Genomic DNA, 21,735 nt, shown 5'->3' on the forward strand with positions numbered 1-21,735 from the left:
CCCCTGAAATCCGCGCTCACGATCCCGCGAAACGCGCATTGGAGCGAGCGCAGGGTTATCTGAAGTTGCCCAATGGCCGCGCCTTGACCGGCCAAAGCCACGATTACAAGCGGCATGGCACCACAACATTGTTTGCGGCGCTCGAAGTCGCCACCGGAGAGGGTGTCAGTAACTCGGTGTAAGATGGTTTCTGTGAGTTTACCTTTGACAGGAGACTCACATGGCTACGGATTTTTCACCTGAGATTTTGGACCAGCTTCTTGCCGGGGGCAGCCTCAAGCCAGAAGACTTAGCCGGCGAAGACGGGCTTTTCAGACGACTGAAGAAGGCGCTTCTGGAGCGCGCACTGGGTGCGGAGCTGACCCACCACCTTGGCTATGAGAAGGGCGACCCGGCGGGCCGCGGGTCGGGCAACAGCCGCAACGGCACAAGCAGCAAAGCGCTGTTGAGGGACGACGGCGAGATCGAGATCGAGGTGCCGCGCGACCGCGCCGGCACGTTCGAACCGGTGATCGTCGCGAAGGGCCAGACCCGCTTCGACGGCTTCGACGAGAAGATCATCAGTCTCTACGGGCGGGGCATGACGGTACGGGAGATCCAGGGCCATCTGGCCGAGCTCTACGGCACCGAGGTGTCCCCCGATCTGATCAGCAAGGTCACCGACGCGATTCTCGACGAGGTCCGCGAATGGCAGAGCCGGCCGCTGGAAGCGATCTATCCGGTGGTCTTCTTCGACGCGCTCAGGGTCAAGATTCGCGATGAGGGGATGGTCAAGAACAAGGCAGTCTACGTCGTGCTGGGCATCACTGCATCGGGCGAGAAAGACGTGCTCGGGCTTTGGATCGAGCAAACCGAAGGCGCCAAATTCTGGCTCAAGGTCATGAACGATCTGAGGAACCGCGGCGTCGCCGACATCCTGATCGCCGTCGTCGACGGTCTGAAGGGCTTTCCCGAGGCGATCAACAGCGTCTTTCCCAAGGCGATGGTCCAGACCTGCATCGTGCATTTGATCCGCAACAGCCTATCCTTCGTGTCCTGGAAGGATCGCAAGGCGATCCTTCCCTCGATCAAGGCGATCTATCATGCCGAGAATGCCGACGCCGCTCTGCTCAGGCTCGAGGACTTCGAAGCCGAGTGGGGCAAGCGCTATCCCGCGATCGGGGCGGCCTGGCGCCGGGCGTGGGAGCACGTCATTCCGTTCTTCGCCTTCGCGCCGGAGATACGCAAAATGATCTATACCACCAACACGGTCGAGGCGCTGAACCGTTCGCTGCGCAAGATCATCAAAACACGCGGCAGCTTCCCCAACGACGAGGCGGCGATGAAGCTGCTTTACCTCGCCATCAGAAATGCCGGCATCCATTGGCGACGACCGGTTGCATGGACGGCCGCAATGGGCCAGTTTGCCATCCAGTTCGGCGAGCGCTTTGCAGGCTCAGCGGACTGACCCCATGGGGTCAGTCCGCTGACCCCGCAAACCCCTCACAGAGACGCTCTTACACAAAACTTCTGACACTCCCCCACCGGAAAGATCATCGCGACCCATTCAAAACGCCGGCGCCGCGTCGAGTTTCTCGATTTCATGAACAGCGTCACCGCGGCTTTTCCGAACCGCAAGCTTCACGTCATCCTCGACAACCTCAACACCCATAAAAAGAACGAGGACTGGCTCAAGGCCCACCCCAACGTGCAATTTCATTTCACGCCGACAAGTGCGTCATGGCTCAATCAGGTCGAAGTATGGTTTTCCATCTTGCAGGGGCAGTCGCTCAGCGGCACCTCCTTCACGAGCCTCAAGCAGCTTCAGGAACACATCGATGCCTACGTCAACGCATACAACGACAGAGCCGAGCCCTTCGTCTGGACCAAGAAAAAGGTCCGTCAACGCCGTTTCAAAGGCCGCCGTATCACTCAGCTCTGATTCCGGGTACTAGCAGTTTTTTCGGATCAGTCCGCGCTGGGCAGCCGCCGCATGGTGAACTCGATGTCGCCGCCGGGCAGTTCGCGCCAGGTCTCGACCGCGCTCATGTAGCCGGCCTTGGGGTAGCGGGCGAAGAAGGCCTGCGCCCTTTCCCGCGCCGCCGCGCGCGGCAGCGTGAAGGTCTCGCGCAGATAGCCGTCGCCGGCCGCCTGGCCCGGCTTGCCGGCCATCTTGCGCCGACGCGCCATCCGCTCGGCGAGATCCCGCGGACGATCGGCCATGTCCTGCCCTCCTCTGCGCGCTCCGCTCTCAGCCAAATGTAGGGCGCGGGCCGGATCAAGAGGAGTCCTGTCCGAAGGCGTCGTGTCGCCCCCGAACGGGGGTGCGGTCAGTTGGCGGCGGTGCCGCTCTTGGTCTTCTTCGGCGCACCGGTTACGGCCGATGCCTTCGGTCCTGCCGGCTGCTTCGGCGGGTCGGCGCGCATGCCGCCCCAGGGATCGTTGGACGCCTTCGAATCCGGAATCTTCTTCAGCGTCTCCTTGTAGGCCTTATCGCGCTCGGCTTCGGCGGCCTTCTCCTCGGGGGTCTTGCTCGGGGCATCCTGCAGCAAATTGAGATTGGGCATTTGCGCGTAGGCAGGTCCCGCCAGCACGGCCAGCACCGCGGCCAAACGGAAAAGCTTCATCATCTACTCCTTGATCATCCAGGCGCGCGGATCGCCCGCGCCGTGTCATCCTTGTCTCAGCCCGATCGCAACCTGAGGCCGCTCAAGGCCGCGTGGGCCCGCTAGAGCCGATCCGATCTGCACGATTTGGGGGCATGCAGCCAGTCGTCCCAGATCGGGCCGCATTTGGTGCACCCGCTCAGCGCGAGACCGAGCGCGACCATGCCAAAGACGAGGACACACCGACGCAACATCATCCACCCGTACCCAAGCGGGGCATCATACCGGGCCAAGTCAGGCAATTTCAAGCCGACGGGACCGGCGCGAGACCGGGTGACTTTGCCGCGTCGATGCGCGCACAATGAGGCGAAACATCCGGCAACACAGGAGAGCGCGACAGCAATGCAAATGCAGCCAGAAGCCGAGTTCGGCCTCGCCGACGCCCGCCGCATCCTCGGCGAGGTCTTTGCGCCCTGGGTTCAGGATCTCAACCTCGCGGTCGAGCGCATCGAGCACGCGCAGCCGGCAGACGTCCCGGACTGGCAGCCGGGCGCGCTCCTGCGCATGCCGTTTTCGGAGCGGCTGTGCCGGAACGGCGGCGTGGTCTGCGGCCAGGCCCTGATGGCGCTTGCCGACACCGCCATGGTGATCGCGATCCTCGCTGCCAACCGCGGCTACCGCCCCATGACCACGGTCGACCAGACCACGCATTTCATGCGCGCGGTCTCCTCAATGGACGTGCTGGCGGATGCGCGGGTGGTGCGGCTCGGGCGCACCATGAGCTTTGGCCGCGTCACGCTGCTCTCCGCCGCCGACAGCAAGCCGGTCGCGATGGTGTCGAGCGCGTTCGCGATGCTGCCGGGGTGAACGCGCTCCGCTTCGACGTCGTAAACAAAGTCTGAAGCGCTACGCAAGTAGCGCCAGTATTGAGTTTAGTTCAATGTAATTTCTATGCACTAATTCACAATCATCAGCAGGACCTGACGCGGATGATCGAGAAGCGCGCATCGCAACGTCACCGTGTTTTCAAAGGTGGAACGATCACCTTCGAAAACGGCGGCATCGCTTGCACGGTGCGAAACATGTCGGCTGGCGGCGCGGCGATCGATCTGGACGCCCCCGTCATGCTGCCGCAATCGTTCAAGCTCTCGATCGCGCGCGACCGTTTCGCACGGCATTGTCGCACGGTCTGGCGCAGCGACAAGCGCGTCGGCCTCGCCTTCGTGTAGTCGTGCACACGGTGTGAAAGACCGTTCGCTTCGTACGCGCGATGCCGATCCATGTTCGCCCGATACGACGACGGAGTGCGAGCCCGGCCGAAATCAAACCGGCAGGTCCGCAAGATCAGCCTCACTTCATTTCGGCTTCTTGGCAGGTTCGCTCGGGCGGGCGCCGCCCCACGGGTCGTACTTGTCCTTGGGCTCGGGAATGCGCTCGAGCGCGGCCTTGTAGGCCTTCTCGTCGACCTTGGGCGTGTTGTCCGCCGGCTTGGCTCCATCGTTAGGCTGGCGCCGGCCCTGCGCCTGCGCCGAGGCAGCCGTCAGTGCCAAGACCGCTGCCGCTATGACCAAAATCCTCATCGGTGCAATCCCCTTCATGTGGGGTACAAACTAGCCGGCAATCGCGGAATAGCAAACGCCCACGGCTCCGCCCCTTCAGCAAGTTTTGATTGGCGCGGACTTCGTCGGATCGCATTCGTGCCTATTTGTCGGTCCGCAGGGGACCTTCACGGATGTTGCGGATTATTTCTCATGCAGCGCTGCTCGGTGGCGCGCTTGGTCTCGGTGCTTGCGGCTTTGCCGACAGCCGTGCACCGGTGCCGGAATTCATGCGCATGAAGGAGGCGGAGCAGCCGCCGCCCGAAGCGCCTCCCGACGTCAAGCGCTTGGTGCGCGAGCAGATCGACGTTGTCTTTCTCGCAACGTCCTATCCGCGCGAGGTGCACGTCACCCCGCCCCGTCGCGAGGCGCGAGGACCGGGCTGGACGGCGTGCGTCCGCGCGCAGCTCACCTCCGCGACCGGCACGCCGCTCGGTGCCCAGACCTACGTCGTGACGATATCAGGCGGCAAGGTCGTGGACCGCCGACGCGCGGAAGAGGACGACATCTGCCGGACCGAGACTTACGAGCCGATCTAGGAACCCCTTGAGGTGCGGTTCCGGGAAAAACCAGCATCGCGGCGGGAACGATCACCGCCTCCCCTTCTTGTTACCGCCGAGGGCAGTTTCGGAGGAGGACATGATGAGGACGTTTACGATGGCGCTGTTGGCGGGCGTCGGTGTTTTGGCAGCCGCGTCGAGTGCGAAGGCTTCCGATATCTACACGACCAGCGAATACGCCAATCCGGATCTCGTCCAGCAGGTGCGGCTCGTCTGCGACGACGCCGGTCGCTGTTATCGCACGCGCGGCGGTTCACGCGTGATCGTACGCGATTCTTATAACTCGATGCCGCGCGACCGCTATTACGAGCGCCGGACCTATCATCGCGATTGGGATGACGGCCCGCGCGCCGGAGTCGGCATTCGCGCGCCCGGCGTGAGCGTCGGGGTCGGTGTCGGCGACCGCTGGTAATCGGTCAACAATGGGCGGGACCGGACGAGACGAATCGCCCGGTCCCGTTCGCAAAATCGTGTCGGGCGACCGGCTATACGGCGGCCGATTGCTGCTGGAACTGCTCGTAGGCCGCGATCGCATCCGCGGCGTACATCAGCGACGGCCCGCCTCCCATGTAGACGGCCATGCCGAGCGTCTCCTCGATCTCCTGGCGCGTCGCACCGAGCTTGACCAGCGCCTCGGTGTGAAAGCCGATGCAGCCGTCGCAATGCGCGGCGACGCCGAGCGCCAGCGCGATCAATTCCTTGGTCTTCTTGTCCAGCGCGCCGTCGCGCGTGGCGGCCTGAGCGAGCAAGGCAAATCCCTTCATGGTGTCGGAAATGTCGCTCCGCAGCTTCTTCAGGTTGGCCGAGATGTCCCTCGTGATGTCGACGTAGTTCTTGTCCATCGGTTCCTCGCTAGTACCCGGAATCAGAGCTGAGTGATACGGCGGCCTTTGAAACGGCGTTGACGGACCTTTTTCTTGGTCCAGACGAAGGGCTCGGCTCTGTCGTTGTATGCGTTGACGTAGGCATCGATGTGTTCCTGAAGCTGCTTGAGGCTCGTGAAGGAGGTGCCGCTGAGCGACTGCCCCTGCAAGATGGAAAACCATACTTCGACCTGATTGAGCCATGACGCACTTGTCGGCGTGAAATGAAATTGCACGTTGGGGTGGGCCTTGAGCCAGTCCTCGTTCTTTTTATGGGTGTTGAGGTTGTCGAGGATGACGTGAAGCTTGCGGTTCGGAAAAGCCGCGGTGACGCTGTTCATGAAATCGAGAAACTCGACGCGGCGCCGGCGTTTTGAATGGGTCGCGATGATCTTTCCGGTGGCGACTTCGAGCGCCGCAAACAATGTTGTGGTGCCATGCCGCTTGTAATCGTGGCTTTGGCCGGTCAAGGCGCGGCCATTGGGCAACTTCAGATAACCCTGCGCTCGCTCCAAAGCCTGGATCGAGGGCTTCTCGTCCACGCACAGCACAATGGCCTTCGCCGGCGGCGCGACATAGAGGCCGACAACATCGGCGGCTTTGGCCGTAAAGTTCGGGTCGTTGCTCTCGCACCAGGACTTGCGAGCCACCAGGTCAATCTTGTGGCTGCGCAGGAACCGCCAGACATATTGGACATCGACATCGCCCAGCGCCTCGGCCAGCAGGGGGCCGGTCCAGCGCGCAAACCCTTGCGGTGGCGGCTTATCCAGCAGCTTCAGAATCCGCTTGTCGGTCGTCTTCGTATAGATCGGCTGCTTGCCAGGCCGCGGCTTGTCTTGCAGCCCTTCAAGGCCATGGTCGGCATAGCGATGCCGCCAAAGGCTGACAATCCGCGGCTGGACCCCAACTTCCTTGGCGATCGACCGGGTGCTGCGCCCATCCGCCGCCAACAGAACTATCCGCGCCCGCTTCAAATCGCGCTGCAACGTCACCGGTGAGCGACAGCACGCCTCAAGCACCTTGCGATCTTTCCTCGAAAGGTGGACTTCTCTTGCTTCGGGTATCATCCCGACCTTGAATCACGACTCACGTTCCAAGAAAAGTGGGTACTAGCTGGATCTGGCTGTGGTCGGAGCCGCCTCGCGCGGCGCGCGCAAGGCGATGTAGATCGCGGGAATCACCAGCACGGTGAGCAGCGTTGACGAGGCAAGCCCGAACAGGAGCGAGATCGCCAATCCCTGGAAAATCGGATCGAGCAGGATGGTTGCGGCCCCGATCATGGCGGCAAGCGCGGTGAGCAGGATCGGCTTGAAGCGGACGGCGCCGGCTTCCAGCACAACGTCGCGCAGCGACTTGCCCTCGGCGCCGCTGTGCCGGATGAAGTCGACCAGCAGGATCGAATTGCGCACGATGATGCCGGCCAGCGCGATGAAGCCGATCATCGAGGTCGCGGTGAACGGCGCACCCAGCAGCCAGTGGCCGATCAGGATGCCGATCAGCGTCAGCGGGATCGGCGTCAGGATCACGAGCGGCAGACGGAAGCTCCTGAACTGGGCAACGACCAGCACGTAGATGCCGAGGATGGCTGCGCCGAAGGCCGCCCCCATGTCGCGGAAGGTCACCCAGGTGATTTCCCATTCGCCGTCCCACAACAGCGTCGGATGCGACTCGTCCGACGGCTGGCCGTGCAGGCTGATCGCAGGCTTCGGCAGCTTGCCCCAGTCATGGGCATCGACGCGATCGGCGACCGCGAGCATGCCGTAGAGCGGCGCCTCGAAGCGCCCGGCAAGCTCGGCCATCACCATGTCGGCAAAGCGGCCATCACGGCGGAAGATCGTCGGCGAGCCCTCCTCCATGGTCGCCTTCACGACCTGGCCGAGCTCGACCACCGTCTTGCTGCCGGGCACTGTATTGGCCGGCACCGGCGTGGAGGCCAAAGCCTCGTCCCAGACCAGGTCGCGCTTTCCGAGATGCACCGCGATCTCGATCGGGTTGCGGTCCTCGCCGCGATGCGAATAGCCGATCGAGGTGCCGCCGAACAGCGCCTGAATGGTGTCGTAGACGTCGCGCTGCTCGACGCCGAAGAATTCGAGCCGGTCCTGGTCGATCGAAAGCCGCAGCCTCGGGCGTTTCTCGCCGATGGAATCGTCGATGTCGACGATGAACGGCACGTCCGCGAAGATCTTCTTGAGCTCGGCCGTGACCGCCCGGCGCGTGGTCGCATCGGGACCGTAGACCTCGGCGAGCAGCGTCGATAGCACCGGCGGGCCGGGCGGCACTTCGACCACCTTGATGCTGGTGCCCGCGGGCGGACCGAGCGCTTTCAGCTTCTCGCGCAGCTCGAGCGCGATCTCATGGCTCGCGCGCTTGCGCTCGCCGCGCGCAGCCAGGTTGATCTGCACTTCGCCGAACTCGGGCCTCTCCCGCAAGTAATAGTGCCGTACCAGGCCGTTGAAGTTGAAGGGAGCCGGCGTGCCGGCATAGGATTGCAGCGAGGTGACCTCCGGCAATTGCCGCGCAATCTCGGCCGCGCCGAACAGCGTGCGCTCGGTCGCCTCCAGGCTCGCCCCTTCCGGCAGGTCGACGAGAACGGCGATCTCGGACTTGTTGTCGAACGGCAGAAGCTTGACGGTCACCGACTTGGTCGCAAACAGCGTCATCGACAGCAGCGTCGCGACGCCGACGCCGAGCAGGAATATCCAGGCCGACCGCTTGCTCCGCACGATCGGCGTCGCGAAGCGCCGGTAGAGCCGGCCGAGCCGGCCTTCGTCGTGGGCCGCATGCGCGGGGGCAATGTCGCCCTTCGGCGCGAGCTTGAGCATCAGCCAGGGCGCCACCACCATCGCCACGAAGAACGAAAACAGCATGGCAGCCGACGCATTGGCCGGGATCGGCGCCATATAGGGCCCCATCAGGCCCGACACGAACAGCATCGGCAACAGCGCCGCGACCACAGTCAACGTCGCCACGATGGTGGGGTTGCCGACCTCCGCCACCGCCTCGATGGTCGCCTGCAGGCGCGGCCGGCCGTCGCGCATGGCCCAGTGCCGCGCGATGTTCTCGACCACGACGATGGCGTCGTCGACGAGAATGCCGATCGAGAAGATCAGCGCGAACAGGCTGACGCGGTTGATGGTGTAGCCCATCAAGTTTGCGGCGAACATCGTGAGCAGGATCGTCGTGGGAATCACGACGAAGGTCACCAGCGCCTCGCGCCAGCCGATCGCGATCGCGATCAGCACGACGATCGAGATCGTTGCGAGCCCGAGATGGAACAGCAACTCGTTGGCCTTCTCGTTTGCCGTCTCGCCGTAGTCGCGCGTCACCGTCACCTGGATATCTTCGGGAAGAAGGCGCGACTTCAGTCCTTCGAGGCGTTCGGCGATGCTCTCGGACACGACGACCGCATTGGCGCCGGCGCGCTTGGCCAGCGCCAGGCTGACGGCGGGCGTGCGCGTCCACTGTCCGGCGCTGTCACGTGATTCGGTCCAGACCCGATGCTCGACGGTGCTCGGGCCGACGATGACGGAGGCGACGTCCTTGACGTAGACCGGCCGGCCGTCGCGGCTCGTGATGAGCAATAGTCCGATATCGGGAATGCCGGACAGCGTCTGCCCCGCCGCGACGCTCCGCACGATGCCGGCATCGCGGACCTGGCCCGCCAGGAACGAGCGGTTGGCGTCCTTGACCTTGGCCACGAGCTGCTGCAGCGTGATGCCGAACAGCGACAGCTTCTCCGGATCTGGCTCGACCCGGATCTGTTGCGCCGCGCCGCCGGATATGTAGGTCAGGCCGATATCGTCGACCTTCATCAGTTCCGCTCGCAACTTGTCTGCGAGCTCGTAGAGGTCCTTGTCGATCCAGCGGCTGGCAGCTTCCGGCTTCGGCGACAGCGTCAATACCGTGACCGCGACGTCATTGATGCCCCGGCCGACGATCAGCGGCTCGGGAATGCCCGACGGGAATGCGGTCGAGATTGGCGCGGATCTTCTCGTGCACCCGCAGGATGGCGTCCTCGGACTTGGTGCCGACCAGGAAACGCGCGGTGACCATCACGCGATCGTCCTCGGTCTGACTATAGACGTGCTCGACGCCGTCGATGCCCTTGACGATCGATTCCAGCGGCTTGCTCACCAGCTCCACCGCGTCCGGTCCGCGCAGGCCGTCGGCATTGACGCGGATATCCACCATGGGAACGCTGATCTGCGGCTCCTCCTCGCGCGGGATCACCACGACGGCGATCAGCCCAACGACAAGCGACGCTAGCAGGAACAGCGGCGTCAGCGGCGATGCGATGGTCGACTTGGTCAACCGTCCTGAGAGCCCGAGATTCACGGCTGCACCAATTGGTCGCCGGCTGAGATGCCGGACAGGATCTCGAGCCCGTCGGGGTGCGCCAGCGTCGGCAATTCGCGGCCACGCTGCACCGGCACGTCTATCGTTCCGCTGTCCTTCTGAAGCCGAACGTAGTCGATGCCGAACCGGCTCGTCACATAGCTCGAGGGGATGACAAAGGCCGGTCGCGCGCCGCCGGAGATCCAGACCCGCAAGCGGTCGCCGACGAAATATTCGCCGAGGCCTTCGACGGTCGCATCCGCAATGACGCGCCCCTCCTCTATCTGAGGATAGACGAGGTCGATGACGCCCGACTTGGCGGCTTCTCCGACGAACTCCGCGCCATCGACCCGAATCCTGTCGCCCGCCTTGAGCAAGCGCGCATGCCGCTCCGGCACGCGAAGCCGCAGCTTGAAGTTCTGTTGGGCGACGGTGACGATCGGATCGCCCGCGAGCACGACGGATCCTATCGTGATCAACCGCTTCAGCACGCGACCATCCGCCGGCGCGAGCACCTGCCCCTGGATGAGCTGCTCGTTGATCACCGCACGTTCGGCAGTCTTGGCACGCAGGCCGTTCTCGGCGACGTTCAGCGCGGTGCGCTGCTCGTCGAGCTTGATCCGGGGCAGGATACCGCGTTCGACCAGCCCTTCGGTCCGGCTGAAGTCGAGCTGCGCCTGGTTCGCCTGCGCCTGCAGCGCCTCGATCTGCGCGTCGAGCGATCTCATCTGCAGCACGAGCTTTTCGTCGCCGATGGTCGCGATCGCCTGGCCGGCGGCGACGCGATCCCCTTCCCTGACCTTGAGCTGAACCACCGTGCCGCCGATGCGTCCGCGCGCCGGCACCACGCTGGTGCTTTCGACCGTGGCGAAGACGGCCTTTTCATCGGCAACCGATTGCCGCGCGACCACGAGCGTTTCGGCCGCCGTCGCCGGTGTTCCAGACAAGCCTATCGCCGCGAAAGCAGCCAGCAGGCCAAAATAACTCGCCATACATCGCATGGGACTCTTCCGTATCATGACCAAAGCATCACCACGCCGCTGCGCAGCTCATTTCATCTGCATCGGAAAGGGGCGTGTTGATCCTGGTCAAGGCGCCCTCCTCCGAACTCTCCTAGGTTTCATCTGGTTCTGGCGGACTTCGGCGCGCAGAATGCCTGGTAGAGCGTCTTCAGCACCTCGCGCGCCGGCTCGCTCGCGATCGAATAGAAGATCGTCTGCGCTTCACGCCGGGCAGACACCAGACCATCCTTGCGAAGGAGCGCAAGATGCTGGGACACCGTGGAGTCCCGCAGGCTCAGGAATTCGGCGAGCTCGCCCACCGACCGCTCGCCATCGATCAACTGGCAGATGATCAGCAGACGATGCCGGTTGGCGAGCGCCTTCAGCAGCTCGCTCGCCTGATCCGCCGCCCGCTCCATAACTTCAACGTTCATCTTCATACTTGCGTATATACGCAATTACGAATATATCGTCAAGCGCTGCACGACAGCCGGAGCTAAATCGGCGGAGCGGCTTGGTCCAACGGAGGTAAACCCATGGCGGAAGTTGTCGTAATCGGAGCTGGTCTGAGCGGAACACTGATGGCCTATGAATTGCTGCCGCAGTTGAGAAAGGAGGACCGCCTCAGCGTCGTCTCGCAAGGCGCCGTCTATCATTTCGTCCCATCCAATCCTTGGGTCGCAGTCGGCTGGCGCAAGCGCGAAGAGATCGAGATTGATCTGGCGGACGTCATGAAGCGCAAGGGCGTGCGACTGCTGACGCAGGGCGCAAGGCGCGTCCACCCGACCGAGAACCATGTCGAGCTCGGCGACGGCACCTCGATCGACTACGACTACCTGGTCGTCGCGACCGGCCCCGAACTGGCGTTCGATGAGATTCCGGGTCTCGGTCCAAAAGGCCATACCCAGTCGATCTGCCACGTCGATCATGCCACGCATGCCCGTGAGGCCTTCGAGAAGCTCGCAGCGAACCCCGGCCCGGTCGTGATCGGTGCCGTGCAGGGGGCGTCCTGTTTCGGGCCGGCCTACGAATTCCTCTTCATCCTGGAGACGGAGCTGCGCCGGCGAAAACTGCGCGACCGGGTCCCGATGACGTTCGTCACCTCGGAGCCGTATATCGGTCATCTCGGTCTCGACGGCGTCGGGGACACCAAGGGTCTCCTGGAAAGCGAGATGCGGGAGAAGCACATCAAGTGGATCACCAACGCCCGCGTCGAAAACGTCGCCCCCGGCCTGATGTCGGTGGAGGAGTTCGCCGACGACGGCACGTCTCGCAAGGCCCACGAACTGCCCTTCGCCTATTCGATGATGTTGCCCGCCTTCCGCGGCGTCGAGGCGGTGCGCGGCATCGAGAAGCTGACCAACCCACGTGGCTTCGTCGTCGTCGACAAGCACCAGCAGAATCCTGCCTTTCCCAACGTTTTCGCGGTCGGTGTCTGCGTCGCGATCGCCCCGGTCGGCGCGACACCGGTGCCGGTCGGCGTCCCCAAGACGGGCTTCATGATCGAATCCATGGTGACGGCGACGGCGATGAACATCGGCGCCCTGCTTCGCGGCAAGGCACCCACGGCGCAGCCGACCTGGAACGCGATCTGTCTCGCCGATTTCGGCGACTCCGGCGTCGCCTTCCTTGCGCAGCCGCAGATCCCGCCGCGAAACGTCAATTGGTCCTCCAAGGGCGAATGGGTGCATCTCGCCAAGGTGGCCTTCGAGAAATACTTCCTGCGCAAGATGCGGCGCGGCGAGAGCGAGCCGTTCTATGAGCGTTTCCTGCTCGACCGGCTGAACATCGCCAAGATCAAGGAGGTCCGAACCGGCACATGAGCACGACACGCCAGATCGTCTGCGGACATTGCGGACGCATCAACCGCCTGCCTGCCGAACGCGCGGCGCAAGGTGCGCGTTGCGGCGCCTGTCACCAGCCGATGTTCACCGCTCATCCGATCGAGGTGGACGAGGAGGCCTTCAGCCGTCATGTCGCGAGCAGCGACATTCCCGTGCTGATCGACGTCTGGGCACCGTGGTGCGGCCCGTGCCGCGCCATAGCACCGATGTTCGAGCGCGCCGCGCAGCAGCTGGAGCCGAACGTCCGGCTGTTGAAGCTCAACTCGGACAACGCACCTGCACTGTCGTCGCGCCTCAACATCAGCGGCATCCCGACCCTGCTGTTGATGCGCGGCGGCCGCGAGATCGCCCGCCATTCCGGCGCGATGGATGCCCGGAGCATCGTCGCCTGGACTGAATCCAACCTGACCCGTTCGTAAGTCGCCAGATAAAAAGGAGCCTGCCATGAATGTCGATAAAGCCGTCCTCGCCTTTGCGGGATTCGTCGTCCTGCTCGGTCTCGCACTGGGCACCTATGTGAATGCGTATTGGTACCTGCTGACGGCATTTGCCGGGCTGAACATGTTGCAGGCCTCGTTCACCGGTTTCTGCCCGGCGGCGATCGTGTTCAGGAAGCTGGGCCTGAGCAGCGGTTGCGCGTTCTCCTGAACGCGCAATCCAGCCTGTGATGCGGGGGAATTTGCCATGACCGACGACACCTTCATCGAGGAACCTCTCTACGAGAAGCGGAGGAAGGTCTATCCGCAGTCGGTCCACGGTCCTTTCCGCCGCATCAAATGGGCGATCCTCTGCGTCACGCTCGGGACCTACTATCTGTTGCCGTTCGTACGCTGGGATCGCGGACCCGGTCTGCCCGACCAGGCCGTGCTGATCGACTTCCCGCATCGGCGCTTCTACTTCTTCTTCATCGAGCTGTGGCCGCAGGAAGTCTACTACTTCACCGGCCTGCTGATCATCGCGGCCATGACGCTGTTCCTGATGAACGCGGTTGCCGGCCGGCTATGGTGCGGCTACATGTGTCCGCAGACCGTATGGACCGACCTGTTCTATGCGGTCGAGCGCTGGGTCGAAGGCGACCGGCGCGAGCGCATGCAGGGCGACAAGCGTTACTGGACGTTCGATCACATCCGGAAGGTTGCACTCAAGCACTTCCTCTGGATCATGATCGCATGGTGGACCGGCGGCGCCTGGGTGCTCTATTTCGCAGACGCGCCGACGCTGGTGAAGGAGCTTGCGACCTTCCAGGCGCCCTTCATCGCGTATCTCTGGATCGGCATTCAGAGCTGGCCCCGCAAATTCGGACAGTAGCTTGAGTGGATTTTCTGCCTGACAGCGGCGAGGATTCTTGCTGCGAATCAGGAGCGAAGATGACGAAGAAGAGCCGCCGGACGCATTCTCCGGCATTCAAGGCGAAGGTTGCTTTGGCTGCGGTCAAAGGCGACAAGACACTGGCGGAGCTGGCGCAACTGTTTGATGTTCATCCGAACCAGATCACGATCTGGAAAAACCAGCTCCTGGAAGGCGCCGCCGGCGTGTTTGGGCATGACAAGACATCGGCCGAGACGCCGGTCGATTTGAAGGCGTTACATGCCAAGATCGGCGAGCTGGCGTTGGAAAACGATTTTTTGTCCGGCGCGCTCACCAAGGCGGGCCTGCTGAGCGCAAAGCGATGATCGACCGCGATCATGATCTTTCTATCGTGCGCCAGGCGAAGGTCCTGAAGCTGGCTCGCAGCACGGTCTACTATGAACCTCGGCCAGTTTCGGCCGAGGACCTTGCCTTGATGCGTCGGCTCGATGAGCTGCATCTCGATTATCCCTTCGCGGGAGCGCGTATGCTGCGATCGTTGCTGCGGCGGGAGGGCGTATACGCCGGTCGCCGCCACATCGCGACGCTGATGAAGCGCATGGGGATCGAGGCGGTCTATCGTCGCCCGAACACGAGCAAGCCGGCTCCGGGTCACAAGATCTACCCGTACCTGTTGCGCGGATTGAAGATCGAGCGGCCCGACCATGCGTGGGCAATGGACATCACCTACATTCCGATGCGGCGTGGCTTCGTCTATCTCGCGGCGGTCGTCGATGTGTTCAGCCGACGGGTCCTGGCCCATCGCGTCTCGATCACAATGGAGGCGGCCTTCTGCGTCGAAGCGGTCCAGGAGGCGTTGGCGAAGCACGGCAGGCCCGAGATTTTCAACACGGATCAGGGCAGCCAGTTCACCAGCCTCGAGTTCACCGATGTGCTGCTGGACGCGAAGATCGCCATCAGCATGGACGGCAAGGGCGCCTGGCGCGACAACGTGTTTGTCGAGCGGCTCTGGCGCACGGTCAAATACGAAGAAGTATATCTCCGCGCCTACGACAGCGTGTCCGAGGCGCGAGCGTCAATTGCCAAGTATCTGGCCTTCTACAATCAGGGACGCCCTCACTCGAGCCTTGACGGGCGCACGCCCGACGAGGCTTACTTCGGCACGCAAGCTATGGTGATGGCCGCATGACCGTCGCCGACGGTTTTGTCGTCGCTCTGGTCGGGCTACGCCCTCCCGACGCAACGACAAAACCGTAAAGCCCCGCGTTCAGCATAACCCGGCAGGAATCCACTTAAATCCAGCGGGGCGCTGTCCAAACAACCGGGGCCAGCTCTTTCTCACCGCCACCACCTACGTCTTCGCCGGCCACGCCCGCGAACAGATGTGCATCTATATGTGCCCGTGGCCGCGGATCCAGGCGGCGCTGACCGACGAATGGGCGCTCAACGTCACCTATCGCCGCGACCGCGGCGAGCCGCGCATGTCGGTGAAGAAGGCGGATGCTGCCCGCGCGCAGGGCAATCCCGCCGGCGATTGCGTCGACTGCCATCAGTGCATCAACGTCTGTCCGACCGGCGTCGACATCCGCCATGGCATCCAGCTCGGCTGCATCCAGTGCGGCCTGTGCATCGATGCCTGCGACAACGTCATGCGCGAGATCGGCCGGCCCACTGGCCTGATCGGCTACGACACCGACATCAACATGCAGCGCAGGCGCGAAGGCAAGCCGCCGATCTACCGCATCATCCGTCCGCGCACCCTGGTCTATGCCGCAGCCATCGCCATCGTCGGCAGCATCATGCTGTACACGCTCGCCACACGCGCGACGATGGACGTCAACGTGCTGCACGAGCGCAATCCGTTGTTCGTCCAGCTCTCGGATGGAGGTGTCCGCAACGACTACACCGTCCGCATCCTCAACAAGGGCCCGCAACGATCGTTCGCGATCGAAGTCTCAGGCCTGCCCGGCGCGACGCTTCGCGTTGCGGGCATCGCGTCGAGTTTCGACGGCAAGCCCGTGGTCGAGGTCGGGCAGGATCAGACCGGCGAAGTCCGGCTGTCGGTGCAGGTCGGCCCGGCCGATCTGCCGAAGACCTCGCGCGACATCGATATCGCCATCACCGACACGGGCAGCGGCGAGCGCGCGGCTGCCCGTGACCATTTCGTCCCGGGTGACAAATAGCCACCCGGTGAGACATCGCCGGCACAGGGGAGGAATGGACGGCCAAGCCGCTCACGACCGGGACTGGAGACGCCAGGCGCTCCGCCAACTCAAGCGAACAGCCGCCGCTCCAGCTCCATCGCAGGTCGGGTCGGAATGGCATCGCAGTCCCGCACTTCATTCGTGATCACCTTGAAGTGCACGAGTTCCGCCTGGCCAAAGGCAGTCGAAATGGCGACGTCGGCTGCATCCCTGCCGCGCGCGATCACGATGCGGCCGATGCGGGGATGATTGTGCCGCGCGTCGAACGTGTACCAGCGTCCGCCGATGTAGGCTTCGAACCAGGCGCTGAAATCCATCGGCGCCGGGTCCGGCGGCACGCCGATATCGCCGAGGTAACCGGTACAGTAACGGGCCGGGATGTTGACGCAGCGACACAAGGTGACGGCGAGGTGCGCGAAGTCCCTGCAAACTCCGATACGCTCCTGGTGGCCTTCGGAAGCCGTCCGGTCGCTTCGCGCGAATTGGTAGCCAAACTTGATATGGCCGTGAACGTAGTCGCAGATCGCCTGGACGCGGCGCCAGCCGCCGCTGATGCTGCCGAACGTCGACCAGGCCAGATCCGTCAGCCGCTGGGTGTCGCAATAGCGACTGCCCAGCAGATACACCAGCGCCTCGTCGGGAAGGAGCTATGGCTGATTTTGGGTGACGCGGCCTGATCAGGCGGCGTGGCTTTCAGTGTTCGGAATGACTTCGATTCCGTCGATGAACTTTACACCGGCGATGACTTTCGGCAACTGGTTCGTGCTCTTCAATCGCCGCCAGGTCTTCGATGCGGCGTCGATGAGCTTGAACACCATCAGCTTCGCAGTTTGTTGCGACAGCGATCCCTTGGTCCGCACCGTTCGGTGGCGCACCGTGGCGAAGACGCTCTCGATCGGGTTCGAGCTGCGTAGGTGGATCCAGTGCTCAGCAGGGAAGTCGAAGAAGGCGAGCAGCGCATGGCGATCCTTGATCAGGCACTCCACCGCACGTCCGTATTTGACGTGGTATTTCTCGACGAAGACGTCGATCGCGGTTTCAGCTTCGGCCCGGTGTGGGGCCAGGATAGATGTTCCGCAGGTCGTTCTTCATGGGGCCCTGCACGGATTTGGCGACCTTGTCGAGTACGTTGCTCACTTTATGGCACCAGCATCGTTGGTGCCGCGTGCCGGGAAAGGCCTTGTCCAGTGCCTTCCAGAAGCCGAGGGCGCCGTCGCCGATGGCGAGTTGCGGGGCAATCCGTAACCCGCGTTGCCGCAGGTCGATCAGGAGTTCGCGCCAGCTCTGCGCGCTCTCGCGCACGCCGACCTGGAAGCCGATCAGCTCCTTCTTGCCTTCCGGCGTGGTGCCAATCAGCACCAGCATGCATTCGCTGTGATCTTCCATGCGGGCCTGCAGGTACACGCCATCGGCCCAGATGTAGACATAGCGACGCGCCGACAGATCGCGTCTCTGCCAGCGTTCGTACTCGACCTGCCAATCGGCCTTCAGGCCGGCGATCACCGAAGGCGACAGGTTCGGCGCATCCTTGCCGAGCAGCGCCGAGAGCGCCTCCTGGAAGTCGCCGGTCGAGATGCCGCGCAAATAGAGGACCGGGATCAAGGCATCCAGGCTCTTCGTCCGCCGCGCCCATAGCGGCAGGATTGCCGAACTGAAGCGGAGGCGGTCGCCTGGCCCGCTCGCTCCGCGGTCGCGGACCTTGGGACGAGCGACCTCCACCGGACCGATGCCGGTCGCAATCTCGCGCACCGGACCGTGCCCATGTCGGACCAGGCGCGCTCGACCGTCGGGCAGCGTCAGATTGGCCGTGCTGGCCAGAAACGCGCCAACCTCGATCTCGATCGCCCTGGCAAGCAGGTCCCGCGCGCCGGCACGAACGATATCGGTCAGTGGATCATCAACCGCGGACGGCTGACGGAAAGCAAGAACATTGGTAGTCTCGGTCATGGCGTATCGCTCTCCTCGAGAGGTTCTGGCAGGCTCGTCACCCGCCTCGATACGCCGCCTTCCTCACACCGTCATCACCCAGATTCCGCCATAGCTCGTCGGGAAGCCGGTCCAACGGGATCTGTTCGGCATGAGGCGCAACCTCGTCGGGCAATCCGCTATCCTCGATGATGAACTCGTTCCGAAAATTGATCTGACCGACAGGGGCGACAAGCCGCGTGCAAACGTTGCCGAACCCATCCTTGTAGTCCCTGAGCGCAACGTTCGGCGACACCCGGATGGCATGGTCCGTCAGAAGGTCGCCTTGCCTTGACGGATGAACGGTCAGCATCAGCACCATCGGCACGTCCTGAAAACAGTTGAACGCAATGTCGTAGCCTGCCCGGATCCTCAAGATCGTGTCCTCTCGCATCGCCATTGATGTCGATCGACAAGCCCCGCTGGGGATCATTGGTTCCGCGTGCGCTACCGCGAACCTGCTGAAATGCAAGGCACTTGTGCGGTGTGCACACACAATTGGGCTCTTGGAACCGAAGCAGAACCAGGCTCATATGGTGCGAGCCTGAGTACAACAGATGCCCCTCTATTCCGTCCACCACAGCACGACCTACCGCTACCGGCAGCCCGTCAGACTTGGACAGCACCAGCTGCTGTTTCGTCCGCGCGACAGCTTCGATCAGCGTCTGCTCGCGTGCCGACTCGCTGTGCGCCCCGAGCCGTCGGAAATCCGCTGGATCCACGATGTGTTCGGCAATTGCGTAACCCTCGTCGATTTTGCGGCCCCGACCGACGTGCTTGAATTCGAGACCACGATCCGACTGGAGCATACACCCGAGAACGCGCCGGATTTCCGGATCGAGCCATACGCCCGCGAGCATCCGTTCGCCTACGACGAGACCGAGTTGCCGGATCTTGCACCGTACATGCTCCGGCATCATCCCGGCGACGTCGCCGTCGACGACTGGTTGTCGAAGTTCATTGCACCCTCGGCGAGCCGACCGACGGGGCAACTGCTGATGACGCTCAACGAAGCGATCGCCGAAGGTTTCTCCTATCGGAGGAGAACCTCGCACGGCACGCAAACGCCAGCCGAAACGCTCGACCTGCAGCAGGGAACTTGTCGCGATTTTGCCCTGCTGATGATGGAGGCCGCCCGATCGCTCGGTTTTGCGGCCCGCTTCATCACCGGTTACGTCTACGTGCCGGACCGCGACGGCCCGGCACGGCTGGGCGGAGGCTCGACCCACGCATGGTGCTCGATCTATGTGCCGGGCTCGGGCTGGGTCGAGTTCGATCCGACCAACGGGATTGTCGGAAACCGCGATCTGATCAGGGTCGGAGTTGCCCGCACGCCGGCGCAGGCGATTCCGCTCTCGGGGTCCTACTGGGGGGAGGCGGACGACGAGCTCGGAATGGAGGTCGCGGTCAACGTGAAGACGGAGACCGGGCCGGAGCCCGAGGAGACAGGCACGGCGGCGCCGGATCGGGCTGCGGTGTCCTCAACGGGACGTTAACGGGACCGCTCGAATTGATTCTGTGGCCCAACGCTATTTTTCCAATCTTTGCGCTAAGGATGATCCCCTGGGACGGGCTTTGCCCGCGTAGACGGGGACGACGGACGTGGTCGACATCGCGCATCAGACAGCGGTCAATCCGGCATCGGCAAGGGATGCCGGCGCCGCGCGCGCGCTCGTTCCGCTCACGGCAATCGACCCCGGTCAGTGGCGCGCACTCGCGCAGCGCGCGGTCGAACCGAACGGATATTACCTGCCCGCCTGGGAGCTGGCTGTCAGTGCGACCGCACGCGGCCGCAGCAATGCCGCGGCACTGCCGGCATTCGATGGATCTTCGACGCGGCTGATCGGACTGATGCCGGTCATCTCGCTCTGGCGCGCCTGGAAGATTCCCCTGCCCGCGCTGGCGAGCGCGCATCCCTACGGCACGCTGTGCAGCCCGCTGATCGACGGCGATGCGCCGATCGAGGCCGCCACGCAGCTGTTGCAGCGGGCACGCGAGGCCGGCGCGCATGCGCTCGTGCTGACCGACGTCGCGCTCGACGGCGCGGCGATGAATTCGCTGAAACAGATCCTGAATTGCGACGGCCTGCGGCCGCGTGTCCTCTCCTCCTACATCCGTGCCAGCCTCGATGCGACACAGGATGGTGAGACGCTGCTGCGCGAGGCGCTCGGCGCCAAGAAGCTCAAGGAGCTGCGGCGCCAGCGCCATCGCCTGGAGGAGCACGGCGCCGTCGTGTTCGAGGTCGCGCGCAGGCCCGACGAGATCGGGCCGGCGCTCGAGACATTCCTCCAGCTCGAAGCCGGCGGCTGGAAGGGCAAGCGCGGCACCGCACTGGTCCAGCATGCGCGCGATGCGACCTTCATCCGCCGCGCCGTCCCCGCGCTTGCAGAGACCGCACAATGCGAGATCGTCACGTTGCGCGCCGGCACGACGGCGGTCGCCGCCGGCATCGTGCTGCGCCACCAGGACCGCGCCTTCTTCTTCAAGCTCGGCATCGACGAGCACTTCGCAAAATATTCGCCGGGCGTGCAGCTCACCCTCGAGCTCACCCGCCACCTCTGCGCCGATCCCGCCATCGCCAGCGCGGACTCGACGGCGAGCGCCGATCACCCCATGATCAATCCGATCTGGCGCGGACGCTTCGCGATCGGCGATGTGCTGGTCCCGTTGCGCCGGCACGATCCGGTCGTGACGCTGGTTCACGCGGCGGTCGCGGCTCACGGAATCGCGTATGCAACGGCGCGCCGCGCAGTTCGCCTGCTTCGCAGATAGAACAGCTACTCCGCCGCCTGCGCGTTGATCTCCGCCGAGACCTGGCGGATGGCGCGCGCGAGCAGGTTCGGATCCTGCGCACCGGAGACGGCGTATTTCTGCGCGAAGACATAGGTCGGAACGCCGGAGATACCCTTCTCGGCGGCTTCCTGCGCATCCGCCGAGACGCGCGCGACGTCCTCGTCGGTGGCGAGGCGCTTGCGCACGTCGTCGGCATCGAGACCGACATCGGCGGCCGCCTGCACCAGCACGTTCACATCGGTGAGATCGCCGCCATCGCGGAAGTACAGCTCCATCAGGCGCTGCTTCATCTCGGGCGCCTTGCCGATCGCTTCCGCCCACAGGATGAGGCGATGGCAGTCGGTCGTGTTGGGCTGGCGCGCCACCAGCTCGGGCTTGTAGACGAGGCCCTCCTCGCCCGCCGCGGCGACGACGCGCCCCGCAATGCCCTTATAGGCCTCGACGGAGCCGAACTTCTGGGTGAGATAGGCCTCGCGGCTGATGCCCTCGCGCGGCACCCAGGGATTGAGGAAGAAGGGACGGAAATTGAGCGTGACGGGAACGTCGGGCACGAGCGCCAGCGCGCTCTCGATCCGGTGCTTGCCGATATAGCACCAGGGGCACACCACGTCGGAGACGACGTCGATCTGGAGCGGTTTCAGCGTGCTCATGTCAGCGCCTCCTTCGGGCAGGTCACGGG

General features: G+C 63.8%; 20 protein-coding genes and 7 pseudogenes. 15 read left to right on the forward strand and 12 right to left on the reverse strand.

The window, feature by feature from the left end:
• Positions 1 to 23: 23 nt before the first annotated feature.
• The 3 genes and pseudogenes from ABIF91_RS42400 to ABIF91_RS42410 form a co-directional block, all read left to right on the forward strand.
• A pseudogene (locus ABIF91_RS42400) lies at positions 24 to 161 on the forward strand (IS630 family transposase); the annotation flags it as partial.
• 59 nt (positions 162 to 220) lie between these two features.
• Complete coding sequence (locus ABIF91_RS42405; RefSeq protein WP_424579785.1) at positions 221 to 1,447, forward strand: IS256 family transposase; 1,227 nt, start codon at positions 221 to 223, stop codon at positions 1,445 to 1,447.
• A gap of 75 nt (positions 1,448 to 1,522) precedes the next feature.
• Positions 1,523 to 1,921 (forward strand): annotated as a pseudogene (locus ABIF91_RS42410) (transposase); the annotation flags it as partial.
• Positions 1,922 to 1,947: 26 nt separating this feature from the next.
• Here ABIF91_RS42410 and ABIF91_RS42415 read toward each other — a convergent pair.
• Both ABIF91_RS42415 and ABIF91_RS42420 read right to left on the reverse strand, forming a co-directional pair.
• Complete coding sequence (locus ABIF91_RS42415) at positions 1,948 to 2,202, reverse strand: hypothetical protein (RefSeq protein WP_028181102.1); 255 nt, start codon at positions 2,200 to 2,202, stop codon at positions 1,948 to 1,950.
• Between the two features lie 107 nt (positions 2,203 to 2,309).
• Complete coding sequence (locus ABIF91_RS42420; RefSeq protein WP_028181101.1) at positions 2,310 to 2,606, reverse strand: hypothetical protein; 297 nt, start codon at positions 2,604 to 2,606, stop codon at positions 2,310 to 2,312.
• A 381-nt stretch (positions 2,607 to 2,987) separates the two neighbouring features.
• On the opposite strand from ABIF91_RS42420, the gene ABIF91_RS42425 reads away from it, so the two are divergent.
• Together ABIF91_RS42425 and ABIF91_RS42430 are read left to right on the forward strand one after the other, a co-directional pair.
• Entirely contained in the window at positions 2,988 to 3,452 is a 465-nt protein-coding gene (locus tag ABIF91_RS42425) for a PaaI family thioesterase (RefSeq protein WP_028181100.1), read from the forward strand.
• A gap of 122 nt (positions 3,453 to 3,574) precedes the next feature.
• Entirely contained in the window at positions 3,575 to 3,814 is a 240-nt protein-coding gene (locus ABIF91_RS42430; protein WP_028181099.1) for a PilZ domain-containing protein, read from the forward strand.
• A gap of 126 nt (positions 3,815 to 3,940) precedes the next feature.
• On the opposite strand, the gene ABIF91_RS42435 is transcribed toward ABIF91_RS42430, so the two are convergent.
• On the reverse strand, positions 3,941 to 4,165 hold the full coding sequence (locus tag ABIF91_RS42435; RefSeq protein WP_028181098.1) for a hypothetical protein: 225 nt from the start codon (positions 4,163 to 4,165) through the stop codon (positions 3,941 to 3,943).
• A gap of 152 nt (positions 4,166 to 4,317) precedes the next feature.
• Between ABIF91_RS42435 and ABIF91_RS42440 the strand changes: the two genes are divergently transcribed.
• Together ABIF91_RS42440 and ABIF91_RS42445 are read left to right on the forward strand one after the other, a co-directional pair.
• Positions 4,318 to 4,722: a hypothetical protein gene (locus tag ABIF91_RS42440; protein ID WP_035677236.1), complete on the forward strand. Its 405-nt coding sequence runs from the start codon at positions 4,318 to 4,320 to the stop codon at positions 4,720 to 4,722.
• A 100-nt stretch (positions 4,723 to 4,822) separates the two neighbouring features.
• On the forward strand, positions 4,823 to 5,155 hold the full coding sequence (locus ABIF91_RS42445) for a hypothetical protein (protein ID WP_035677239.1): 333 nt from the start codon (positions 4,823 to 4,825) through the stop codon (positions 5,153 to 5,155).
• Between the two features lie 73 nt (positions 5,156 to 5,228).
• On the opposite strand, the gene ABIF91_RS42450 is transcribed toward ABIF91_RS42445, so the two are convergent.
• The 5 genes and pseudogenes from ABIF91_RS42450 to ABIF91_RS42470 form a co-directional block, all read right to left on the reverse strand.
• Positions 5,229 to 5,585, reverse strand: coding sequence for a carboxymuconolactone decarboxylase family protein (locus ABIF91_RS42450; protein ID WP_028181095.1), 357 nt, complete (start codon positions 5,583 to 5,585; stop codon positions 5,229 to 5,231).
• A 23-nt stretch (positions 5,586 to 5,608) separates the two neighbouring features.
• Positions 5,609 to 6,673, reverse strand: a complete 1,065-nt coding sequence (locus ABIF91_RS42455; protein WP_026192128.1) for an IS630-like element ISRj1 family transposase — start codon at positions 6,671 to 6,673, stop codon at positions 5,609 to 5,611.
• A gap of 42 nt (positions 6,674 to 6,715) precedes the next feature.
• Positions 6,716 to 9,941: pseudogene (locus tag ABIF91_RS42460) on the reverse strand (efflux RND transporter permease subunit).
• Positions 9,938 to 10,933, reverse strand: a complete 996-nt coding sequence (locus ABIF91_RS42465) for an efflux RND transporter periplasmic adaptor subunit (RefSeq protein ID WP_051393971.1) — start codon at positions 10,931 to 10,933, stop codon at positions 9,938 to 9,940. Before ABIF91_RS42465 ends, ABIF91_RS42460 begins: the two are co-directional and overlap by 4 nt.
• Before the next feature lie 128 nt (positions 10,934 to 11,061).
• Positions 11,062 to 11,361, reverse strand: coding sequence for an ArsR/SmtB family transcription factor (locus tag ABIF91_RS42470; protein WP_371740165.1), 300 nt, complete (start codon positions 11,359 to 11,361; stop codon positions 11,062 to 11,064).
• Between the two features lie 117 nt (positions 11,362 to 11,478).
• Here ABIF91_RS42470 and ABIF91_RS42475 point away from each other — a divergent pair, with 117 nt between their 5' ends.
• From ABIF91_RS42475 to ABIF91_RS42500, 6 genes and pseudogenes are all read left to right on the forward strand, one after another.
• Positions 11,479 to 12,765 carry an NAD(P)/FAD-dependent oxidoreductase gene (locus tag ABIF91_RS42475; RefSeq protein WP_028181091.1) on the forward strand — a complete coding sequence of 429 codons (1,287 nt, stop codon included), beginning with the start codon at positions 11,479 to 11,481 and terminating at the stop codon, positions 12,763 to 12,765.
• A complete protein-coding gene (gene trxC / locus ABIF91_RS42480) occupies positions 12,762 to 13,205 on the forward strand; it encodes a thioredoxin TrxC (RefSeq protein ID WP_028181090.1) in 444 nt (147 codons plus the stop codon). Before ABIF91_RS42475 ends, trxC begins: the two co-directional genes overlap by 4 nt.
• A gap of 25 nt (positions 13,206 to 13,230) precedes the next feature.
• Entirely contained in the window at positions 13,231 to 13,434 is a 204-nt protein-coding gene (locus ABIF91_RS42485) for a YgaP family membrane protein (protein ID WP_028181089.1), read from the forward strand.
• 36 nt (positions 13,435 to 13,470) lie between these two features.
• Positions 13,471 to 14,064 (forward strand): annotated as a pseudogene (locus ABIF91_RS42490) (4Fe-4S binding protein); the annotation flags it as partial.
• An 89-nt stretch (positions 14,065 to 14,153) separates the two neighbouring features.
• Positions 14,154 to 15,283 (forward strand): IS3-like element ISRj2 family transposase gene (locus ABIF91_RS42495; protein WP_129557670.1). Its coding sequence is split into 2 segments (ribosomal slippage): positions 14,154 to 14,406 and positions 14,406 to 15,283, totalling 1,131 coding nucleotides; the frame shifts between segments, so codons are not numbered across the junction.
• 148 nt (positions 15,284 to 15,431) lie between these two features.
• Positions 15,432 to 16,277, forward strand: a pseudogene (locus tag ABIF91_RS42500) (4Fe-4S dicluster domain-containing protein); the annotation flags it as partial.
• A gap of 89 nt (positions 16,278 to 16,366) precedes the next feature.
• On the opposite strand, the pseudogene ABIF91_RS42505 reads toward ABIF91_RS42500, so the two are convergent.
• The 3 genes and pseudogenes from ABIF91_RS42505 to ABIF91_RS42515 all read right to left on the reverse strand — a co-directional run.
• Positions 16,367 to 16,942: pseudogene (locus ABIF91_RS42505) on the reverse strand (transglutaminase-like domain-containing protein); the annotation flags it as partial.
• Positions 16,943 to 16,975: 33 nt separating this feature from the next.
• A pseudogene (locus tag ABIF91_RS42510) lies at positions 16,976 to 18,245 on the reverse strand (IS256 family transposase).
• A gap of 37 nt (positions 18,246 to 18,282) precedes the next feature.
• Complete coding sequence (locus ABIF91_RS42515; RefSeq protein ID WP_424579786.1) at positions 18,283 to 18,657, reverse strand: hypothetical protein; 375 nt, start codon at positions 18,655 to 18,657, stop codon at positions 18,283 to 18,285.
• Between the two features lie 163 nt (positions 18,658 to 18,820).
• On the opposite strand from ABIF91_RS42515, the gene ABIF91_RS42520 reads away from it, so the two are divergent.
• Complete coding sequence (locus ABIF91_RS42520; RefSeq protein WP_063709783.1) at positions 18,821 to 19,759, forward strand: transglutaminase family protein; 939 nt, start codon at positions 18,821 to 18,823, stop codon at positions 19,757 to 19,759.
• Between the two features lie 106 nt (positions 19,760 to 19,865).
• Positions 19,866 to 21,035: a GNAT family N-acetyltransferase gene (locus ABIF91_RS42525; RefSeq protein ID WP_028182258.1), complete on the forward strand. Its 1,170-nt coding sequence runs from the start codon at positions 19,866 to 19,868 to the stop codon at positions 21,033 to 21,035.
• 5 nt (positions 21,036 to 21,040) lie between these two features.
• Here the strand turns inward: ABIF91_RS42525 and ABIF91_RS42530 are convergent, their stop codons facing one another.
• Positions 21,041 to 21,706 (reverse strand): DsbA family oxidoreductase, encoded by a 666-nt coding sequence (locus tag ABIF91_RS42530; protein ID WP_028182259.1) that lies wholly within the window; start codon positions 21,704 to 21,706, stop codon positions 21,041 to 21,043.
• Positions 21,707 to 21,735 lie beyond the last annotated feature (29 nt).

Origin of the sequence: Bradyrhizobium sp. USDA 241, from assembly GCF_049739505.1 — a bacterium.
GTDB classification, from domain to species: Bacteria; Pseudomonadota; Alphaproteobacteria; order Rhizobiales; family Xanthobacteraceae; genus Bradyrhizobium; species Bradyrhizobium liaoningense.

Coding starts and splice junctions, on each gene's coding strand:
- trxC (WP_028181090.1), top strand. CDS start 12,762: ATGAGCACGACACGCCAGATCGTCTGCGGACATTGCGGACGCATCAAC.
- ABIF91_RS42515 (WP_424579786.1), bottom strand. CDS start 18,657: ATGCGAGAGGACACGATCTTGAGGATCCGGGCAGGCTACGACATTGCG.
- ABIF91_RS42530 (WP_028182259.1), bottom strand. CDS start 21,706: ATGAGCACGCTGAAACCGCTCCAGATCGACGTCGTCTCCGACGTGGTG.
- ABIF91_RS42485 (WP_028181089.1), top strand. CDS start 13,231: ATGAATGTCGATAAAGCCGTCCTCGCCTTTGCGGGATTCGTCGTCCTG.
- ABIF91_RS42415 (WP_028181102.1), bottom strand. CDS start 2,202: ATGGCCGATCGTCCGCGGGATCTCGCCGAGCGGATGGCGCGTCGGCGC.
- ABIF91_RS42465 (WP_051393971.1), bottom strand. CDS start 10,933: ATGGCGAGTTATTTTGGCCTGCTGGCTGCTTTCGCGGCGATAGGCTTG.
- ABIF91_RS42435 (WP_028181098.1), bottom strand. CDS start 4,165: ATGAGGATTTTGGTCATAGCGGCAGCGGTCTTGGCACTGACGGCTGCC.
- ABIF91_RS42420 (WP_028181101.1), bottom strand. CDS start 2,606: ATGAAGCTTTTCCGTTTGGCCGCGGTGCTGGCCGTGCTGGCGGGACCT.
- ABIF91_RS42405 (WP_424579785.1), top strand. CDS start 221: ATGGCTACGGATTTTTCACCTGAGATTTTGGACCAGCTTCTTGCCGGG.
- ABIF91_RS42445 (WP_035677239.1), top strand. CDS start 4,823: ATGATGAGGACGTTTACGATGGCGCTGTTGGCGGGCGTCGGTGTTTTG.
- ABIF91_RS42455 (WP_026192128.1), bottom strand. CDS start 6,673: ATGATACCCGAAGCAAGAGAAGTCCACCTTTCGAGGAAAGATCGCAAG.
- ABIF91_RS42475 (WP_028181091.1), top strand. CDS start 11,479: ATGGCGGAAGTTGTCGTAATCGGAGCTGGTCTGAGCGGAACACTGATG.
- ABIF91_RS42440 (WP_035677236.1), top strand. CDS start 4,318: ATGTTGCGGATTATTTCTCATGCAGCGCTGCTCGGTGGCGCGCTTGGT.
- ABIF91_RS42450 (WP_028181095.1), bottom strand. CDS start 5,585: ATGGACAAGAACTACGTCGACATCACGAGGGACATCTCGGCCAACCTG.
- ABIF91_RS42520 (WP_063709783.1), top strand. CDS start 18,821: ATGCCCCTCTATTCCGTCCACCACAGCACGACCTACCGCTACCGGCAG.
- ABIF91_RS42470 (WP_371740165.1), bottom strand. CDS start 11,361: ATGGAGCGGGCGGCGGATCAGGCGAGCGAGCTGCTGAAGGCGCTCGCC.
- ABIF91_RS42425 (WP_028181100.1), top strand. CDS start 2,988: ATGCAAATGCAGCCAGAAGCCGAGTTCGGCCTCGCCGACGCCCGCCGC.
- ABIF91_RS42430 (WP_028181099.1), top strand. CDS start 3,575: ATGATCGAGAAGCGCGCATCGCAACGTCACCGTGTTTTCAAAGGTGGA.